We start from the raw sequence: 17,420 nt of genomic DNA on the forward strand, positions 1-17,420 counted from the left end.
GGGTACTTCGATGGACACCATGCGTGAGCGTTTCGCCACCGTCACGACCGAACTGCTGGACGCCGACCCGCGGCTCGCCCTGGTCCTCGCGGTGATCTCCTCGGACCGCTTCAAGGACGCGGCACGCGCCCATCCGGATCGGGTGATCGACGTGGGGATCCGCGAGCAGCTGCTGGTCGGGGCATCCGGCGGGCTCGCCCTGACCGGGCTGCGGCCGATCGTGCACACCTTCGCCAGCTTCCTGGTGGAGCGGCCGTTCGAGCAGGTCAAGCTGGACCTGGGGCATCAGGGCGTGGGCGCAGTCCTGGTGAGCGCCGGCGCCTCGTACGACATCGCGGCCGGCGGCCGCACCCACCAGTCCCCCGGCGACGTCGCGCTGCTGGACACGCTGGACGGCTGGACGGTGCACGTGCCGGGGCACCCGGACGAGGCGGAGGCGCTGCTGCGGCACGCGGCGGCGGACGGCGACCGGCGGGTGTACGTGCGGCTGAGCGACCACGCCAACGCCGAGCCGCTGCCGGCCACGCCGGGCCGCTTCCAGGTGGTCCGCGAGGGGCGCGGCGCGGTGGTGCTGGCCGTCGGGCCGATGCTGGACGCGGTGCTGGAGGCGACGGCCGGCCGGGACGTCACGGTGCTGTACGCCTCGACGGTACGGCCGTTCGACGCGGCGACGGTCGCGGCCGCGGTGGGGCGCTCGGTCCGCCCCGACCTGGTGCTGGTCGAGCCCTACCTGACCGGCACGTCGGCGCCCTTCGCGACCGAGGCGCTGGCCTCCTTCCCGCACCGCGTACTGGCATTGGGCACCCGCCGCGAAGAGCTCCGCCACTACGGCTCCTGGCAGGAGCACGTCGCCGGCCACGGCCTGGACGCGGCGACCCTGCGGGAGCGGATCGACGCTTTCCTGGAGGTGTAGTCGGCGGCTGCCGGGAGCTGCCTGGGGCCTGTCCTGGGGGTGCCGATGCGCACGGGCCCCGCCCGGATGTTCGCGGGGGCTGCGCCGATGTCCGCGGGCACAGCACCGAATGTGTACGGGCGGGGCTCGTTTGCCCGCCGGCTCGCCGCGGATTCCCCCGGGCCGGGCGGAGATGCCCGCGGCCGGGCGCGAGGCGTGGCCATGCACCTCCCGCCTTCGTGCCCGGCCGGGCTTCGACCGGGGCCCGTGCGCGGGGCGCGGTCGAAGACGGCCGGGCTTCGACCGGGGCCCGTGCGCGGGGCGCGCTGGCAGTAGCCCACATCGCTGTCAGCGGGCTTGCCGCCACACGGTCAGCGGCGCTGCGTCGCCCTTACGCGCCCGCCGGCTCGGGGCCGTCCTCCGCGTCGCCGGCGTCCGCGGCCGTCGCGGGCTCGGGCGTGCCGGCCGCAGCAGAGGCGGGCGGTGCTGCCGGCGACGGCGCCTCGCCGCCCGCACCCGCGGGGCTGCCCGCCGCACCGCCGCCCCCGGCCGAGCCGCCGTCCGTGCCGGTGCCGGGCTTCGTCGCGCCCGGACGCGCGCCCAGGACGTGACGCCGCGCGTCCTCCGCGCTGTTCTGGGCGCCCAGAGTGCCGAAGTAGAAGCCCGCGACGGTGGCGAGGACCGTCATGAGGGCGGTGACGATGGTCTTGCGCAGGTCGCCGGAGTCGGCGCCGGAGGAGAGCATCGCGACGGCGAGGGCGAAGCCGACGAGGGCCAGGATGAGGACGGCGATGATGCTGCGGGTGAGGCCGCGGACGCCGCGGGGCTCGCGCATGTCGCGCAGGAAGTCGCGGACGTCGGCGTCGGTGGCGGCCTGGTCGATGAGGTGGTCGGTGAGCTGCTGGCGCCACGCGGTGGCCCGGCGGACGTCCATGATCATCGGGATCACCGCGATGACGGCGATGACCACGACGACGGCCGCGACGAGGATGAATGCCGTCCGGCCGCCGATGCCGGGTATCGGCTGGCTCTGAGCGGCCAGCTCGGCGGCCCGCGCCAGGCCGGCGTGGGCAAAGGTGTGGGCCATCGCAGGGTCTCCCGAAGTCTCAAGGGCGGGCAGGATCCCAGCGCGCGCCCCGAGCGGTCAAGTCCGTTGCGAACCACGGGCGTTCAGCCCCGCGTGCGGCCCACACGCACGGCCCCCGCGTACGGCCCGTGGCGGGCCGCTGACCGGGATCGGCAGGTGCCCGCCAGGCCCGCCCGGCCCGTCCACCCCGGCCCGTCCACCCCGGCCCGTCCACCCCGGCCCGTCCACCTGGACCCGCGGGCGCCCCGCCGTCAGGCCGCCAGGCCCCGCCGGCACCCCCGCGGCAGGATCCCGCGAGCATCCTTGCCAAGAAAGCCGCCCTCACACTGGCCCGATTTGCATATTTCCTGTACATATGACCCCATGGCTCGAATTGCGGGCCGTCCCCGGTCCGAGGGCACGGCTCTCCGTGTACCGCCGCCCCGAACCGGCACGACCGGCACGTCTCGGTCCGGCCGGTTTCGATCCGGCGCGTCTCGGCCCGGGCCCACCTCCCCCGGCCCCCGCAAGCCGCAGCACGGGCACCCGCGTCCGGTGAGCGACGCCGCGCGGGAGACTCCGAGGCGCGGCCTGCGAAACGCGCTGCGTGTGCACAGCCTCGCCGGCCAGGTCTTCGTCCTCCAGGCGGTGATCGTGCTGCTGCTCGTCGCGGTCGCCGTGATCGAGCAGGTGGCGCAGTCGCGGCACGACAGCACCTCCGAGGCCCGCAACCGCTCGCTCGCCGTCGCCGAGACGTTCGCGCACTCCCCCGGGGTGGCCGCCGCCCTGCACGCGCCGAACCCCACCGCGATCCTCCAGCCGCAGACCGAGGCCGCCCGCAAGGCGGCGGGCGTCGACTTCATCGTGATCACCGACGCGCACGGGGTGCGCTACACCCACCCCAAGCCCGACCGGATCGGCAAGAAGTTCGTCGGCGACATCGACCAGCCCCTGCACGGACGCCCCATCACCGAGACGGTCAACGGGACCATCGGCCGCCTGGTGCAGGCCGTCGTGCCCATCGAGGACGCCAACCACAAGGTCGTCGGGCTGTCGTCCGCCGGCATCACCGTGAAGAAGATCAGCGGCGTCACCAACCGCCAGATCCCGTACCTGGCCATCGGCGGCGTGCTCGCCCTGGGCCTGTCCACCGGAGGCACCGCCCTGGTCACCCGCCGGCTCCGCCGCCAGACCCACGGTCTGGGACCGTACGAGATGGCGCGGATGTACAAGCACCACGACGCCGTGCTGCACGCCGTACGCGAGGGAGTGGTCATCGTCGGCGGCGACAAGCGCCTTCTGCTGGCCAACGACGAGGCACGCCGGCTGCTCGACCTGCCCGCGGACGTGGAGGGCCGGCCGATCGCCGAGCTGGGGCTCGGCGAGCCGCTGGCCGGCGTGCTGGCCGCGGGCGACCCCGTCAGCGACCAGGTGTTCGCCGCCGGAGATCGGGTGCTGGTGCTCAACCTGCGCTCCACCGACCGCGACGGCGGGCCTCCCGGCAGCGTGGCGACCCTGCGGGACTCCACCGAGCTGAGCGCCCTGTCCCATACCGTCGATCGCGCCCGCGGGCGGCTGAGGCTGGTGCACGAGGCGAGCTCGGCGATCGGGACGACCCTGGATGTGAAGCGGTCCGCCGAGGAACTGGCCGACTGGGGCGCCGGGGAGTTCGCCGACCTCGTCACCGTCGACCTGGTGGACGGCGTGATGGCCGGGGACGAGCCGGAGCCCGGCAGCACCCTGGTGCACCGGGCCGCCGTCGGCGGCAGCCTCGGGGCACCGGTCCAGTCGGTCGGCGACACGTTCACGTACCGGCCCGCGACACCGCCGGCGCGGAGCCTGAGCAGCGGCCGCGCCCTGCTCATGCGCGACCTGCGGGTCGAGCCGGGATGGCAGACCCAGGACCCGGACCGGGCCCGGCGGATCCTGGCGTACGGGCTGCGCTCGTTCGTCAGCGTGCCGCTGCGGGCCCGCGGGGTGACGCTCGGCGTGGCCATCTTCTGGCGCGACGGCCGGCGCGCCGCCTTCGAGGCCGACGACATCTCGGTGGCCGAGGAGGCCGCCGCGCACGCGGCGCTGTGCATCGACAACGCCCGCCGCTACACCCGCGAGCACTCCATGGCGGTGACGCTGCAGCGCAACCTGCTGCCCCGCGGGGTGCCCCGGCAGGGCGCCATGGACGTCGCGTACCGCTACCTGCCCGCGCAGGCCGGCGTCGGCGGCGACTGGTTCGACGTCATCCCGCTGCCGGGCGCCCGGGTCGCCCTGGTGGTCGGCGACGTCGTCGGCCACGGCCTGCACGCCGCCGCCACCATGGGCAGGCTGCGCACCGCCGTGCACAACCTGTCGGCCCTGGACCTCCCGCCCGACGAACTCCTCGGGCACCTGGACGAATGGGTGGAGCGGACGGACCTCCAGGAGGACGCCCCGGACCGCGGCCAGCCGATCACCGGAGCCACCTGCCTGTACGTCGTCTACGACTCCGTCGCCGGCACGGTGACCGCCGCGACGGCCGGCCACCCGCCGCCCGCCGTGGTCCACCCCGACGGAACGGTCGCCTTCCTGCGCCCGCCGGTCTCACCGCCGCTGGGGCTCGGCGCCGGCCTGCCCGTCGAGACCGAGACGCGCCACCTGCCGGAGGGCTCGCGGCTCGTGCTCTACACCGACGGGCTCGTCGAGGACCGCCACCGGGACATGGACTCCAGCCTGGAACTGCTCGGCAAGGCCCTGGCCGGTCCCGCCCGCACTCCGGAGGACACCTGCACCGCGGTGACCGAGGCCCTGCTGCCCGCCCGCCCCGCGGACGACGTCGCGCTGCTGGTGGCCCGCACCCACCGGCTGGCCCCGGACCACGTCGCGGAGTGGGACGTCGCCGACGACCCGTCGGCCGTCGGCCCGCTGCGTGACGCGTGCAGCCGGCAGCTGGAGCAATGGGGCCTGGAGGAGCTCTCCTTCACCACCGAGCTGATCCTCAGCGAACTCGTCACCAACGCCATCCGCTACGCCGACGGCCCCATCCATGTGCGGCTGCTGTACGACCGCACCCTGGTCTGCGAGATCTCCGACGGGAGCAGCACCTCCCCGCACATCCGCCGGGCCGGGGACACCGACGAGGGCGGCCGCGGCCTGTACCTCGTGGCGAGCTTCGCCGAACGCTGGGGCACCCGCTACACCCCGCGCGGCAAGACCATCTGGTCCGCCCAGACCCTCCCCCCGGGCACGGCGCCCGCCGAGTAGCGCGTGCGTCGCCGGAGGCGGGTGACGCGGGCGGCGGGCACGGGCGGAGTGCCGGACTCCCCTGGCAGGGTGGGCCCGCGGGCCGGTGCGCGGCGCCCGGTCGACGGCCCCCGGTAAGGAAATGGACATCCTTGATCGGGGGGCCTAGCGGCGGGGCCCGCCTCCTGAGCAGAATCGTTCACGCGAACATCAGACCACCACGTTCACCTCACCCCGGGCTCGGTGCGGGCCTGCGCGAGGATCCGAGGAGCAGCAACGATGCACGAGGCGGCGGACGCCGGGCCACTCCCCTACTACGAGGATCCGTCGCCCGGTTCGGGAGCGCTCCCTCCGCGGGCCTGGTGGGCGTCGTCGGACGCGCGGCGGTTGAACCTCGGGGGTGCGTGGCGGTTCCGGCTGTCGGCGAGCGCGACCGCGGAGGACGAGTCGTTCGCCCGCCCGGGCTTCGAGGCGTCCCGCTGGGACGTGCTGCCGGTGCCGTGCCACTGGCCGCTGCAGGGCCACGGGCGCCCCGCCTACACCAACGTCCGCTACCCGTTCCCTGTTGATCCGCCGCACGTGCCGACCGGGAACCCGACCGGCGACCACCTGCGCCACTTCGACCTGCCGGACGACTGGCCGGGCGGCGCGGCGGTGCTGCGCTTCGACGGCGTGGAGTCGTGCGCCCGGGTGTGGCTGAACGGCGAGGAACTCGGGGTGTTCAAGGGCAGCAGGCTGCCGACGGAGTTCGAGGTCGGGGACGTGCTGCGGCCGCGCGGCAACGTGCTGGCGGTGCGGGTCCACCAGTGGTCGTCGGGCAGTTACCTGGAGGACCAGGACATGTGGTGGCTGCCCGGGATCTTCCGGGATGTCACGCTGATCGAGCGGCCCGAGGGCGCGGTCACCGACTTCTTCGTGCACTGCGGGTACGACCACACCACGGGCCTGGGCACGCTGCGGGTGGACTGCGAGCCGCAGGGCACGGTCACGGTCCCGGAGTTGGGCCTGGACATCCCGACCGGTGAGCCGGTGATCGTCCCGGTGGAGCCGTGGTCGGCGGAGGAACCGCGGTTGTACGACGCGGAGTTGGCGACCGAGGGCGAGCGGATCCCGTTGCGGATCGGCTTCCGCACGGTGGCCGTCGAGGACGGCGTGCTGAAGGTCAACGGCCGCCGGATCCTGCTGCGCGGCGTCAACCGGCACGAGTTCGACCCGGACCACGGCCGGGCCGTGGACCTGGAGACGATGCGCCGCGACGTGCTGCTGATGAAGCGGCACAACCTCAACGCCGTGCGGACCAGCCACTATCCGCCGCATCCGGCGTTCCTGGAGATGTGCGACGAGCTGGGGCTGTGGGTCGTCGACGAGTGCGACCTGGAGACGCACGGCTTCGAGGAGGTGGGCTGGCGCGGCAACCCGGTGGACGACGAGCGGTGGACGCCTGCGCTGCTGGACCGGGCGGCGCGGATGGTCGAGCGGGACAAGAACCACCCGTCGGTGATCATGTGGTCGCTGGGCAACGAGTGCGGCACCGGCCGGGGCCTGTCGGCGATGGCGTCGTGGATCCGGGAGCGGGACGCCGCCCGCCCCCTGCACTACGAGGGCGACCTGTCGAGCGCGGACGTGGACGTGTACTCGCGGATGTACGCCGACCACGCCGAGTGCGAGCTGATCGGCCGGCGCGCCGAACCCCCGCTGGAGGACGCCGCGTCGGACGCGCGCCGGCGGGCGATGCCGTTCCTGCTCTGCGAGTACGCGCACGCGATGGGCAACGGCCCCGGCGGCCTGACCGAGTACCAGGAGATCTTCCACGCGCACGAGCGGTGCCAGGGCGGCTTCGTGTGGGAGTGGATCGACCACGGGCTGCGGCGCAGGACCGCGGACGGCACGGCGTACTTCGCGTACGGCGGGGACTTCGGCGAGGAGGTGCACGACGGCAACTTCGTGTGCGACGGCCTGCTGTTCCCCGACCGCACGCCCTCGCCGGGTCTGCTGGAGCTGAAGAAGGTCGTCGAACCGGTGCGCATCGAGGGCGACCCGGTGGCCGGCACGGTGACGGTCACCAACCTCCATGACTTCGCGGACCTTTCGGCCCTGGCGTTCCGCTGGGTCTACGAGGAGGCGGGCCGGGCCGTGGACAAGGGGCGGCTGAAGGTGCCAGAACTGCCGCCGGGGCAGAGCGCGGTGCTGGAACTGCCGCCGGTACCCCGGACGCCGGGCGGCGGCGAGGGGTTCTGGACGGTGCGGGCGGTGCTCGCCGAGGACACCGCGTGGGCGCCCGCCGGGCACGAGATCGCCTGGACGCAGTTCGCGGCCGACCCCGAGCCGCACGGACGGCAGTTCGCCCCGCGCGGGAAGCCGCGCTCCCCGCGGCTGGCCGAGGGCGGCATGGTCGTCCTCGGCCCGGGCGTGTTCGACGCGGCGACCGGAGTCCTGCGCTACGTCAACGGCCTGCAGATCACCGGCCCCGCGCTGGACGTGTGGCGCGCCCCGATCGACAACGACCGCGGCATGGACTGGTACCCGCAAGGCCAACTGGAAAGCCAGTGGCGCCGGTTGGGGCTGCACCGGATGCAGCACCGGGTGGTGCGGGTGGCTGTCGGCGGGGACGCGCTGACCGTCGCCACCCGGGTCGCCCCCGCGGCCTCCGACCTCGCGCTGCACACCGTGTACACCTGGTCGGCGACCGGGGACCGCCTCACCGTGGACGTCGAGGTGACACCGGAGGGCACATGGACGCTGCCGCTCCCCCGGCTGGGCCTGCGCATGGGCGTGTGCCCGACGATGGACGAGGTCGAGTGGTACGGCGGCGGCCCCGGCGAGGCGTACACCGACACCCGGGCCGCCTCCCGCATCGGCCGCTACCGCTCGACGGTGGACGCCCTGCAGACCCCGTACGTGCGGCCGCAGGAGAACGGCGCGCGGGCGGACGTGCGCTGGGCCGAACTGCGCCGCGACGACGGCACGGGCCTGCGCGTGGACGGCACGCCGTCGTTCTGGCTCACGGCGCGGCCGTGGAGCACCCAGGAGCTGGACGCCGCGCAGCACACCCACGAACTCGTCCGCGGGCGCACGTTGTGGCTGCACCTGGACCACGCGGTCCACGGTGTCGGCAGCCACGCCTGCGGACCCGAGGTCCTGCCGGACTTCCGGCTGGCGGCCGCCCCGGCCGCCTTCTCCTTCACCTTCACGATGCTGGGTGGCCCGACCCCGCCCGGCCCGAACCGTCCGGAGCACTCGTGACCAGCCCCTCCGTTCGCCCCTACCGGCCGGCGGACCTGCCGGCCCTGTACGACATCTGCCTGCGCACCGCCGACGCCGGGCAGGACGCCACCGGCCAGTACCCGGCGCAGGACCGGGAGTTGGTCGGCGCGATCTTCGCCGCGCCCTACGCGATGCTGGAGCCGGACCTGACGTTCGTCCTCGACGACGGGCAGGGCAACGCCGTCGGCTACGTGCTGGGGACCGGCGACACGGCCGCCTTCGTCAAGCGGTTCAGGGACGAGTGGCTGCCCGGCGTCGCGGACCGCTGGCCCGCACCGGACGGCGAGCCGGCGACGTCCACCGAGGTGATGGCCTGGCTGCTGCACACCCCCGAGCGGTTGGTGCTGTCCGAACTCGCCGCGTATCCGGCGCACTTGCACATCGACGTGCTCCCGGACTTCCAGCGCGGCGGCCACGGGCGGGCGCTGATGGAGGCGTTCCTCGCGGCACTGGCCCGAAAGGGCGTCCCCGCCGTGCACTTGGGCATGCTGACCGTCAACACCCCGGCCAGGGCCTTCTACGACCGGCTGGGCTTCCACGAGATCCCGGTGACGGACCCGGGGGTCCTCACCTACCTGGGCAAGGCGACGGCCTAGAGATCCCGCTCACGCCCCCGAGGCCGAAGGCCGTGGCCCGGGGGCGGGGGCGTTGCCGGGAGGCCCGGGCCCTAACGTTGCCGCATGCACATGAAGCCGTCACGAGTCGAACTGCACCCGCTCACCCTCGCCGACCAGGACGAGTTCTGCTCGCTCGTGCGGGCCAGCGCCGAGCTGCACACGCCGATGCGGCTGCCGGAGACCGCGGAGGCGTTCCAGTCCTGGATGCGCCGCTTCGACGACGGCACCAACCTGGGCTTCCTTATCCGCGTCCGGGAGACCGGCGCGGCCGCCGGCACGGTCAACATCAACTCGATCATCCGGGGCCGCTACCAGGGCGCGTCCCTCGGCTATGCGGCCTTCGTCCCGTCCGCGGGGCAGGGCTACATGACCGAGGGGGTCGCCGCCACCGTCGAGTACGCCTTCGGTGAGCTCCACCTCCACCGGCTGGAGGCGAGCATCCGGCCGGCGAACAAGGCGTCCCTGGCGCTGGTCCAGCGCCTGGGCTTCGCTTACGAAGGCGTCTCGCCCGCCTACCTCTACATCGACGGGGCCTGGCACGACCACGAGCGCTGGGCCCTCACCGCGCCGAGCCCCTGGACACCCGATCCGTCCCTTCCCGCGGTCTGAGGGTCCTGGCGGGTTCCCCGCCTGCGTGGGCCACGGGACGTGCTGACCGGCACCCGTCCCGCTGCGGGGGCGGGGCGCGCCTCCGCGGCGGAACGGGTGCCGTACGGGCTCCTGCGGACGGTCAGGAGCCCGCGCAGGTGAGGCCGGCCGGCGGCGTCGCGGACGAGGCGTTGACGACGAACCCGAAGGTGGTGGAGGCGCCGGGGGTGAGGGCGCCGTTGTAGTCGGCGTTGCGCACGGTGATGCTGCCGGTGGTGCCGGTGTTCACGCCGTTCCACAGATTGCCGACGCTCTGGCCCGAGGGCAGCGTGAGGCCCACGTTCCAGGTGCTGAGCGCGGTGCTGCCGGTGTCCTTGACCGCCACCTCGCCCTGGTAGCCGCCGGCCCAGCTGCTCACCGTGGTGTAGGTGGCGGTGCAGGTGCCCGGGCCCCCGGTCCCGCCGGTGCTGCCGCCGGACGTGGTCCCGGACGAGGTCCCGGTGGACGTACCGCCGTTGGTCGTGCCCGACGTGGTGCCGGTTGACGTGCCGCCGCTGGTCGTGCCGGACGTGGTCCCGGTCGTCGTCCCCGTCGACGTGCCGCCGTTGGTGGTGCCCGAGTCGGTGAGGGTCGGGGTCTGCCAGTCCCGCCAGGCGGCGAGGCTGCCGGCCTTCAGCGGGGAGATGTGGAAGCCGCCGGACGAACCGCCGGTCTTCAGCAGGAACTTGGCGAGGTTCTGCTGCAGCGGCGTCTTCCACTCCGGCCGCACCGCGCAGTGCGTGCCGTCCTGGACGTCGGACCAGTACGTGATGTTGCCGCCGGCACCGAGGGCGGTGTAGATCTCGGCCGCGCCGAGCGCCGACACGCTGCCGGACCTGGCGCCCAGCCAGTCGACGTGCGGGTTCTCCATGATGAGCAGCCCGCGCGGGGCGACCATGCCGACGATCTCGTGCATGTCCACCGGCAGGGTGCTCGGGTTGCCGGTGAAGGAGCTGAACGCGTCGCCCAGCCAAGGCTGTTCGGAGTAGGCGCTGCTCAGCGGCTGGGCGCCGCTCTCCCCCGCGATGCCGCGGAGGACCGGCACGCCGCCGCTGCCCGACTCGATCGGCATGGTCAGCGCGATCCGCTGGTCGAACGCCCCGGCCACGATGGCGCCCTTGCCGTACCGCGAGCATCCGGTGACGCCCATGGCGTCGGCCCGCAGGATGCTGCCGTCGGACTGCCCGATGACGTCGAGGATCCGGCTGACGCCCCACGACCAGGCCATCAGCAGGCCGGTGCTGCTGGACGAGCCGTAGATGCTGTAGAAGGCGCCCTGCTTGCTGCTGCGCGGGGTGCCCTCGCTGCCGACCGTGTTGGGGTCGAGGCTGACGACGGCGACCCCGGAGGCCTTGATGGTGGCGGTGTCGGCGCCGAGGCCGCCGATCACGATGACGGCCGGGAAGGGACCGGTGCCGCTCGGCAGGTCCACGGTCGCGGAGAAGCTCGAACTGCGGCCCTGGTCGGAGACGTTGACGGTGATGCCGGTCCGGGTGACGGTCCCGGTGACACCCGCCGGCTTCGCCGGCTTGCTGCCGTAGACGTAGCGCTCGGACAGCTGCTTGATCTCCTCGCGGCGGCAGCGCCAGTCGGCCTTGGTGGTGATGCGGGTGCCGTCGATCCGCTTGAACGGGTCGGGCAGCAGCGCGTCGGACGTCAGGGCGCCGGGCGCCGGCACGGCGCAGTCGGCGCCGTCGTCCTCGGCGGCGGGCTGTGCCTGGGCGGCGTCGACGGCCCGGACGCCGGAAACGGAGGGGTGGGCGGTGAGCGTCTGGTGGGGGGCGAGTGCGGTGGTCGCCAGGCCGGCGACGGCCACGAAGACGGCGACGGCCCACGCCCGGGGCCGGTAGCGGCGGAAGCGCATGGAGGTCCTCCAGAGACCTGCGCGCACAAGCGGACGCGGCTCCCTGCCCGAGGGCACGGGTCCGAGGTCTGCCGGTGCGCGGCATGTGGGGGGAAGGCGCACGCGCTCCCAGGCGCATGGGAGCGCTCCCATACTAGAGATGCCTCCCACCCGTGACAACAACGTCGGCCGTCCCGGGCCAAGTTGGCCGCTTTCCCCCCTTCAGCCGCGCACCCCGCAGCCCAGCGGGACGCACATGCCGGCCGGCGTCGAGGCCCTCGCCCGTCAGTCAGGGGCGCCGCTCGCTCATGGCGCCACGGGCGGGCGGAAGAGCGGGCCATAGGTGCCGGAGGCGTTCGGGATCGGAATCGTCATCAACTCGACGGCGGTGGGCTCCAGCCCGCGCATGGCATGGATCGCGGCGTCCAGGCTGCGCTGCCCACCACCGGACCACGCGGTCTCCAGGGAGTCGAGGACGGAGTGGTAGGTGGTGTCGAACTGGCTCAGGAGCTGGGTGACGTGTGCCGACGTTCCGGTCCAGCCGCCGGACGGGGCAGGGGCCATGGGGCGGGCGTCGGGGAAGGGGATGGGGGCGCCGGTGAACTCCCAGCCGCCGGCGGTCTGCTGGAGAGAGCAGCCGTGGTAGATCTCGCCGAACGCGTAGTAGTGCGCCGGCTGGTCGTCCCCGAACGTGTCGGAGGGCGAACTACTGGTGCCCTCGCCCTGCTCCTTCACGGCCTCGAGGGCTCGCTCGACGTCGTCCAGGCTCCGCACCGGCTCGAGATCGTGGGTCCCGATGCGCTCGGCGAGCTGACGGTCCGCCGACAGGGCCGGAGCGGTGGCCTGGAACGCGTTGAGCAGCTCGCCGTAGAAGGCGCCGATCGTGGGCGGGCCTTCGCCGCTTCGGGCCAGCGGGGTCTCGGGGGCTTCGATGGCCATCAGCACATCGTGCACGAAGGCCCTCGTCAGGCCCGACAGGTACACCGTCAACCCGGCGCGTACGCCGCCGGGCAGAGGCCCGGGGTAGACCGGTGCCGCATCCTTGATCCGGGGCCGGCCGCCCACGGCGACCAGCAGGTTGCAGACGACGCCGAGGTGGTACATCTCGTCGTCGACGATGCGCCGGATCAGCCGTGCTGCCTGGCCGGTGCGGTCCTTCACCGACCACCAGGCGCACAGGTACGGCGGGAGGGTGGACAGTTCGAGCTCCACCGCGATCTGCAGAGCCGTCTTGATCCAGTCGAGGTCGCGGTCGCCCCCGGCGACCGCGAGGAGCCGGACCACTGATCCGGCGCCGTCCGCGGAAACCGGTGTGCCGCCCGGCGCCGCGGCCGCCCGCATCACGGGGTTCAGTGGGCCGACGGCCGCCGCGGCGGCCGATGCCAGCAGCGACCGGCGCCGGAACGACGCCCGGTCACCGCCGCCTGCGCTGATGCCCGTCATGGTCGCCTCCGCGCGCGGTCGGGGATCCGGCCGGTGGCCGCCGGTCGTGGAGGCCCGGCCCGACCGTTCGCGAAGCTAGCAGCCGGCGGCCCGTGCTTCCGCGAGCACGCACCCTTAGGCACCGGTGGCCACCCGGTCGGCGGACGTTCCCCCGAGGCCGAACCGCCCTCATAGGCGATGACCGGAGACAAAAGCAGGTGATCCGGCTGCCGCCGGGAGGTCAATAGGCCCTGGTAGGACGCGGTCGGTTCGCAGAGGGCGCGGAGGAGGCGGGCGCGATTCTGGACGCAGCGCAGGGTGCCTTCGAGTGGCCTGGACAGCAGACTTCCGTTCGGGGAACGGTCACCGTGACCGTTCCCCGAACGCTTGTGCAAGGTCCCCTTCCGAACCGGCGGCTCTTGACCTGCTGATTCAGAGTTCAGGAACAGGCTTGAATGCCCTTACCAGGCACCACCCTTGGGATTGGTCTTGCCACCTGGACGCTTGCCGGGGTCTTTGCACGGACGCTTGCCGGGGCGGTTGCCGTGGTCCTTGCCCTGTTCCTCCCGCAGAACGAAGGTGACCTGGGTCTCCACGTGTTCCTCGACGATCACCGGGCTGATGCAGGGCTTCCTGGGCAGGGCGTAGCCGTCGGGGACGCCGACGATGCAGACTCCGTACGTGCCGGGGGGCAGGTCCTCGACGTCGCAGGTGCCGTTGGCGTCGGTGGTGCAGGTGCCCACCGTGTCGTCGGCGGTGTCGGTGATCCTCACTTCGGCGCCCCCGACGGGGTTGCGCGTCTTCTTGTCGATGACCTTCGAGATGATCGAGCCGCCGCTGACTTCGAAGTTCAGACACACCGTCTCGTGGTCGACCGTGGCGCAGATCAACTCGGGCCGGGGCTGGCCGGCGGGCCACGTGGTGGTGGCGTGCAGCGACGCGTCGGTGATCACCTGATCAGGTGCCAGGGTGCCCGGATCGGCGGTGAACGTGGTCAGCACCTGGTGGAAGAAAGGTCCGACCGGCGAGTTCCCACTGGAGTCGTTCTGCAGGCTGGCGGTGATCTGTGCCTGCTGTCCGGCTGCGATCCCGGCGGGCTCGGAGTGGATCGTCAGGACCAGCCAGGGCTGGAATTCGACCTGGCCGTCCGCCGTCCCGGCCACGTGGTCGCAGCCGCCCCCGTTCGGCATGTCGTTGCAGCCCCACCAGTTGTACCGCGCATCGATGTCCGCGGCCGGGTCGTCGTCGACCAGGCCCTGCCCGGAGCCGCTGTCGACGATCCGGTTGTACTGGACCGTCATCGGCCCGGAGTAGGCGCCCTGCGCAACGAAGACGCCGGAGCCACCCGACCCGGTGATGGTGTTCTGCGTGATGGTGGTATCCGAGCTGGGTGTTTCCTGACCGCGCGGGGTGAAGCCGATGGCGTCGTGACCGGAGTCGACGATGCGGTTGCGCAGCACGGTGACGCCACTGCTGTTGGAGATTTCCACGCCGAACCGGTCGGTGAACGTTCCGGTCCGCTCCATGGTGTTGTCCGCGATCGTGATGTCGGTGTTCGTCACCGCGGCGAAGCCGGTGAAGAGCAGAACGCCGCCGCGGGTCTTGTCGGCGATCGTGTTGTGCGTGATCTCGATGTCGTGACAGGCGCCGGACACCTGGACACCGCTCCAGCCGCCGATCATGCTGTTCCGGGTGACGACCGCGTCCGAGACGACGACGAGCGTGACCGGGAACTCGCCGTCCATGTCGTTGTCCGCGATGGTGATGTTCCTCGTCGCCCCCGGGACTTCACCGCCGGCGATGTTGATCGGTGCGTTGCCGTTGTCCTGGAACGTGCTGTGCGCGAACGTCGCGTTCGCCAGCGGCCGATAGGTGAAGACCCCGTTGCCCTGCGCCCCGGGATGGAGGGTGGCGTTGTTGTTGCCGATGAACAGGTTCTGCTCGAAGACCGAGGGGATCGCACCGTTGGAAGACGGGGCGAATCCCTTGAGGTTGTTCGAGAAGATGTCGTTCTCGACCGCGTAGCCGCTGAAATTCTCGCTGGTGGTCACCCCCGCACCGTCGGCGTTCCCGGTGAAGGTGAAACCGTCGATCGACACCCCGTTGGCCTGCGCGATCCACATGTCCTCCTGGATCGGGGTGTTGAGCGTGGTCGTGATGACCGTCTCACCCTGGCCGCCGGGAGTGCGGGTGCGGGCGTCCACTCCGGCCTGGGCACCCTCGAGATGCAGGTCGGCCTTCCGGATGACCAGGGGAGAGGTCATGACGTAGGTGCCGGCCTGCACCCTGATGGTGTCTCCGGGCGCCGCCTCGTTGTAGGCGAACGGAACGGACGCACAGGGCACGGCGGCCGAGCCGCACCCCGGCGTGTCGTTCCCGGTGGCTGCGACGTTGATGACGGTCGCGGCGACCGCCGGAGGTGCGACTCCCAGCACTGGGCCCGCCCCGCCGAGCAAGGCCGCCAGCCAGTAGGCCGGCCATCGTGTCTTCATCGAGGGACACCTTCCGACGTAGTCACACTACGTAGTTGTTCGTAGCAGAGAGTAAGGAAAGGTAACACGGTCTCCACCGGTGGGATCGCGACGCGAGGGCGCCCGTCGGCCTGAGTCGCCCCCACGGTGGACGCGGGAAAGCCTCCATCCACGCCCAGCAGCACGGCATCCTCCTCGCGGACTGCCTGCTGACAGCACACCGCTACGCCACCGGGCCCGGCGTGACCCGCGACCGGCCAGGCGCCACCACCCTCAGCGCCCTGACCTGGGCCCGCACGGTCGTAGAGACCCCGGCTGCTGGGCCGTCTCGACAAGATCGAGGTGGACGACGCGGGGCCGATCCCGCGTCGGCGCTGCGCGGACGGCGTCGGCCGGATCCTGGAGTCGATCACCAATGGCTTCTGGTTCGCCCTCGGCCACCCCAGCGTGGTGGTCCTGCTCGCCGCACTGGTCGCCGGCGACGCGCTCCTCGCCAACACCCTGACCGACCGGGGCTCCGGCACCCACCAGACCCTCGGGGTCATCAGCGTCACCGTCTCCGGGACGTTCCTCTACGTCATCGCGGCGCTCAACCTCATCGCGCTCGTCGGGATCCTGCGCGTCTTCACCGCCATGCGCGCCGGACGCTACGACGAGGCCGGGTTGGAGGCGCACCTCGACTCGCGGGGCTTCATGAACCGCATCCTCGGCCGCCTGACGAAGTCCATCACCCGGCCCGGCCAGATGTACCCGATCGGTTCCTGTTCGGCTTCGGCTTCGATACCGCCACCGAGGTCACGCTCATGGTCATGGCCGGCAGCGGCGCCGCCGGACTGAACGCGTGTCGCATTCTCGTACGACCCGGGTGAAATGCCGGCAAGCGTCGCGATTGACGGCTCGATCGGGCCGTGGTCCGCTGGCGGACAAGGCCGTCGATTGCCCTCGGAACAAGCCCCGCTGAGGCAGCGCATCTCATGCAGGGCCTGGTGCAGTCTCAACCTGACGCCATGGAGGGGTGGGCTCTGGCCTCTGGCGGCGCCTGAATCCTTGGGGGCAGGCGCCCACCGAACAGGCCCTGCGCCGGGGGCGGGCGGGCGTCACCCTCCGGCCCCGTAGGTCCCGTGCTGCGGACGGCCGGTCGAGTCGAAGGTGTGCACCGACAGGCCGCCGGGGGTCGTGCGGTGGTCGACGAGGCGCAGGCCGACCGGTGCGCCGCCGTCGGGGAACAGGCGCCGGCCCTGGCCCAGCACGACCGGGGCGATCACCAGCCGGAAGGTGTCGATCAGCCCGGCGGCCAGCAGGGACTGGGCCAGCTGTGCGCTGCCGTGGAGGTGCAGTTCCCGGCCGGGCTGCCGCTTCAGCTCGGCGACCTGGGCGGACACGTCGCCCGACAGGATCGTGGTCGGATTCCACTCCGCCTTGGTCAGGCTGTGGGAGGCCACGAACTTGGGCAGCCTGTTGAGGAAGCGCGCGGCGGGGTGGTCGGTCATCGTCGGCCAGTCCCGCGCGAAGTTCTCGTACGTGCGGCGGCCGAACAGGAACGCGTCCGCCTGGGTGAGCCAGACACCGGCCAGCCGCTCGAACTCGTCGTCCAGGTGCGGCACGAACCAGCCGCCCCCGGTGAACCCGTCGCTGGTGTCCTCGTCCGGGGACCCCGGCCCCTGGGAGACACCGTCGAGCGTCAGGAACTCCTGCACCACCAGCTTCATCGCGCACCACTCCCTCGTCGACCTCTTCGGCCTCGACGACCGATTCTGCGGGAGGCGGGATCGTCCCCTTGGCTTTGACGCCGTGGCGCGCGGGAACTCACCGGTCCGGACCCTGCCGGCCCTGGCGGCCTCGTGAGCGCCGGGGACAGTTCGGACCCTCAGCACTCACGAGGCATCGGACGGTCGGGAAGAGAGCTTCCACTGCTGGGAGTTGCCGCCCGGGCACGTGACGAGCTGGACCTTGCGGGCGGTCTCCTCGGCTCGTTCCGGTGCGGCGGAGCGCCGCCGCACGG

General features: G+C 72.6%; 10 protein-coding genes and 1 pseudogene. 6 read left to right on the forward strand and 5 right to left on the reverse strand.

Features of this window, described 5'->3' with window-relative positions; genetic code table 11:
• Positions 1–10 precede the first annotated feature (10 nt).
• A complete protein-coding gene (locus ACH4TG_RS17645) occupies positions 11–913 on the forward strand; it encodes a transketolase family protein (RefSeq protein WP_398243216.1) in 903 nt (300 codons plus the stop codon).
• A gap of 370 nt (positions 914–1,283) precedes the next feature.
• Here the strand turns inward: ACH4TG_RS17645 and ACH4TG_RS17650 are convergent, their stop codons facing one another.
• Complete coding sequence (locus ACH4TG_RS17650; protein ID WP_398243217.1) at positions 1,284–1,979, reverse strand: hypothetical protein; 696 nt, start codon at positions 1,977–1,979, stop codon at positions 1,284–1,286.
• Between the two features lie 363 nt (positions 1,980–2,342).
• Here ACH4TG_RS17650 and ACH4TG_RS17655 point away from each other — a divergent pair, with 363 nt between their 5' ends.
• The 4 genes from ACH4TG_RS17655 (at position 2,343) to ACH4TG_RS17670 (ending at position 9,664) form a co-directional block, all read left to right on the forward strand.
• Positions 2,343–5,195 carry a SpoIIE family protein phosphatase gene (locus ACH4TG_RS17655; RefSeq protein ID WP_398243218.1) on the forward strand — a complete coding sequence of 951 codons (2,853 nt, stop codon included), beginning with the start codon at positions 2,343–2,345 and terminating at the stop codon, positions 5,193–5,195.
• A 258-nt stretch (positions 5,196–5,453) separates the two neighbouring features.
• Positions 5,454–8,417: a glycoside hydrolase family 2 TIM barrel-domain containing protein gene (locus ACH4TG_RS17660; RefSeq protein WP_398243219.1), complete on the forward strand. Its 2,964-nt coding sequence runs from the start codon at positions 5,454–5,456 to the stop codon at positions 8,415–8,417.
• A complete protein-coding gene (locus ACH4TG_RS17665) occupies positions 8,414–9,034 on the forward strand; it encodes a GNAT family N-acetyltransferase (protein ID WP_398243220.1) in 621 nt (206 codons plus the stop codon). Before ACH4TG_RS17660 ends, ACH4TG_RS17665 begins: the two co-directional genes overlap by 4 nt.
• A gap of 90 nt (positions 9,035–9,124) precedes the next feature.
• Positions 9,125–9,664, forward strand: coding sequence for a GNAT family N-acetyltransferase (locus ACH4TG_RS17670; protein WP_398243221.1), 540 nt, complete (start codon positions 9,125–9,127; stop codon positions 9,662–9,664).
• A gap of 121 nt (positions 9,665–9,785) precedes the next feature.
• Here the strand turns inward: ACH4TG_RS17670 and ACH4TG_RS17675 are convergent, their stop codons facing one another.
• From ACH4TG_RS17675 to ACH4TG_RS17685, 3 genes are all read right to left on the reverse strand, one after another.
• Complete coding sequence (locus tag ACH4TG_RS17675; RefSeq protein ID WP_398243222.1) at positions 9,786–11,546, reverse strand: cellulose binding domain-containing protein; 1,761 nt, start codon at positions 11,544–11,546, stop codon at positions 9,786–9,788.
• 285 nt (positions 11,547–11,831) lie between these two features.
• A complete protein-coding gene (locus ACH4TG_RS17680) occupies positions 11,832–12,968 on the reverse strand; it encodes a ferritin-like protein (RefSeq protein WP_398243223.1) in 1,137 nt (378 codons plus the stop codon).
• Between the two features lie 440 nt (positions 12,969–13,408).
• The gene (locus ACH4TG_RS17685) at positions 13,409–15,439 is read right to left on the reverse strand and encodes a right-handed parallel beta-helix repeat-containing protein (protein WP_398243224.1); all 2,031 of its coding nucleotides are present in this window, start codon (positions 15,437–15,439) and stop codon (positions 13,409–13,411) included.
• A 345-nt stretch (positions 15,440–15,784) separates the two neighbouring features.
• Here ACH4TG_RS17685 and ACH4TG_RS17690 point away from each other — a divergent pair.
• A pseudogene (locus tag ACH4TG_RS17690) lies at positions 15,785–16,281 on the forward strand (HoxN/HupN/NixA family nickel/cobalt transporter); the annotation flags it as partial.
• A gap of 234 nt (positions 16,282–16,515) precedes the next feature.
• On the opposite strand, the gene ACH4TG_RS17695 reads toward ACH4TG_RS17690, so the two are convergent.
• Complete coding sequence (locus ACH4TG_RS17695; protein WP_398243225.1) at positions 16,516–17,127, reverse strand: dihydrofolate reductase family protein; 612 nt, start codon at positions 17,125–17,127, stop codon at positions 16,516–16,518.
• Positions 17,128–17,420: the final 293 nt, after the last annotated feature.

It is taken from the genome of Streptomyces sp. NPDC020917, assembly GCF_044333795.1.
Taxonomy (GTDB): domain Bacteria; phylum Actinomycetota; class Actinomycetes; order Streptomycetales; family Streptomycetaceae; genus Actinacidiphila.

What these genes read in the sequence shown, in the direction of transcription:
- ACH4TG_RS17655 (WP_398243218.1), top strand. Translation starts at nt 2,343, where the DNA reads ATGGCTCGAATTGCGGGCCGTCCCCGGTCCGAGGGCACGGCTCTCCGT.
- ACH4TG_RS17695 (WP_398243225.1), bottom strand. Translation starts at nt 17,127, where the DNA reads ATGAAGCTGGTGGTGCAGGAGTTCCTGACGCTCGACGGTGTCTCCCAG.
- ACH4TG_RS17645 (WP_398243216.1), top strand. Translation starts at nt 11, where the DNA reads ATGGACACCATGCGTGAGCGTTTCGCCACCGTCACGACCGAACTGCTG.
- ACH4TG_RS17685 (WP_398243224.1), bottom strand. Translation starts at nt 15,439, where the DNA reads ATGAAGACACGATGGCCGGCCTACTGGCTGGCGGCCTTGCTCGGCGGG.
- ACH4TG_RS17670 (WP_398243221.1), top strand. Translation starts at nt 9,125, where the DNA reads ATGAAGCCGTCACGAGTCGAACTGCACCCGCTCACCCTCGCCGACCAG.
- ACH4TG_RS17675 (WP_398243222.1), bottom strand. Translation starts at nt 11,546, where the DNA reads ATGCGCTTCCGCCGCTACCGGCCCCGGGCGTGGGCCGTCGCCGTCTTC.
- ACH4TG_RS17650 (WP_398243217.1), bottom strand. Translation starts at nt 1,979, where the DNA reads ATGGCCCACACCTTTGCCCACGCCGGCCTGGCGCGGGCCGCCGAGCTG.
- ACH4TG_RS17680 (WP_398243223.1), bottom strand. Translation starts at nt 12,968, where the DNA reads ATGACGGGCATCAGCGCAGGCGGCGGTGACCGGGCGTCGTTCCGGCGC.
- ACH4TG_RS17660 (WP_398243219.1), top strand. Translation starts at nt 5,454, where the DNA reads ATGCACGAGGCGGCGGACGCCGGGCCACTCCCCTACTACGAGGATCCG.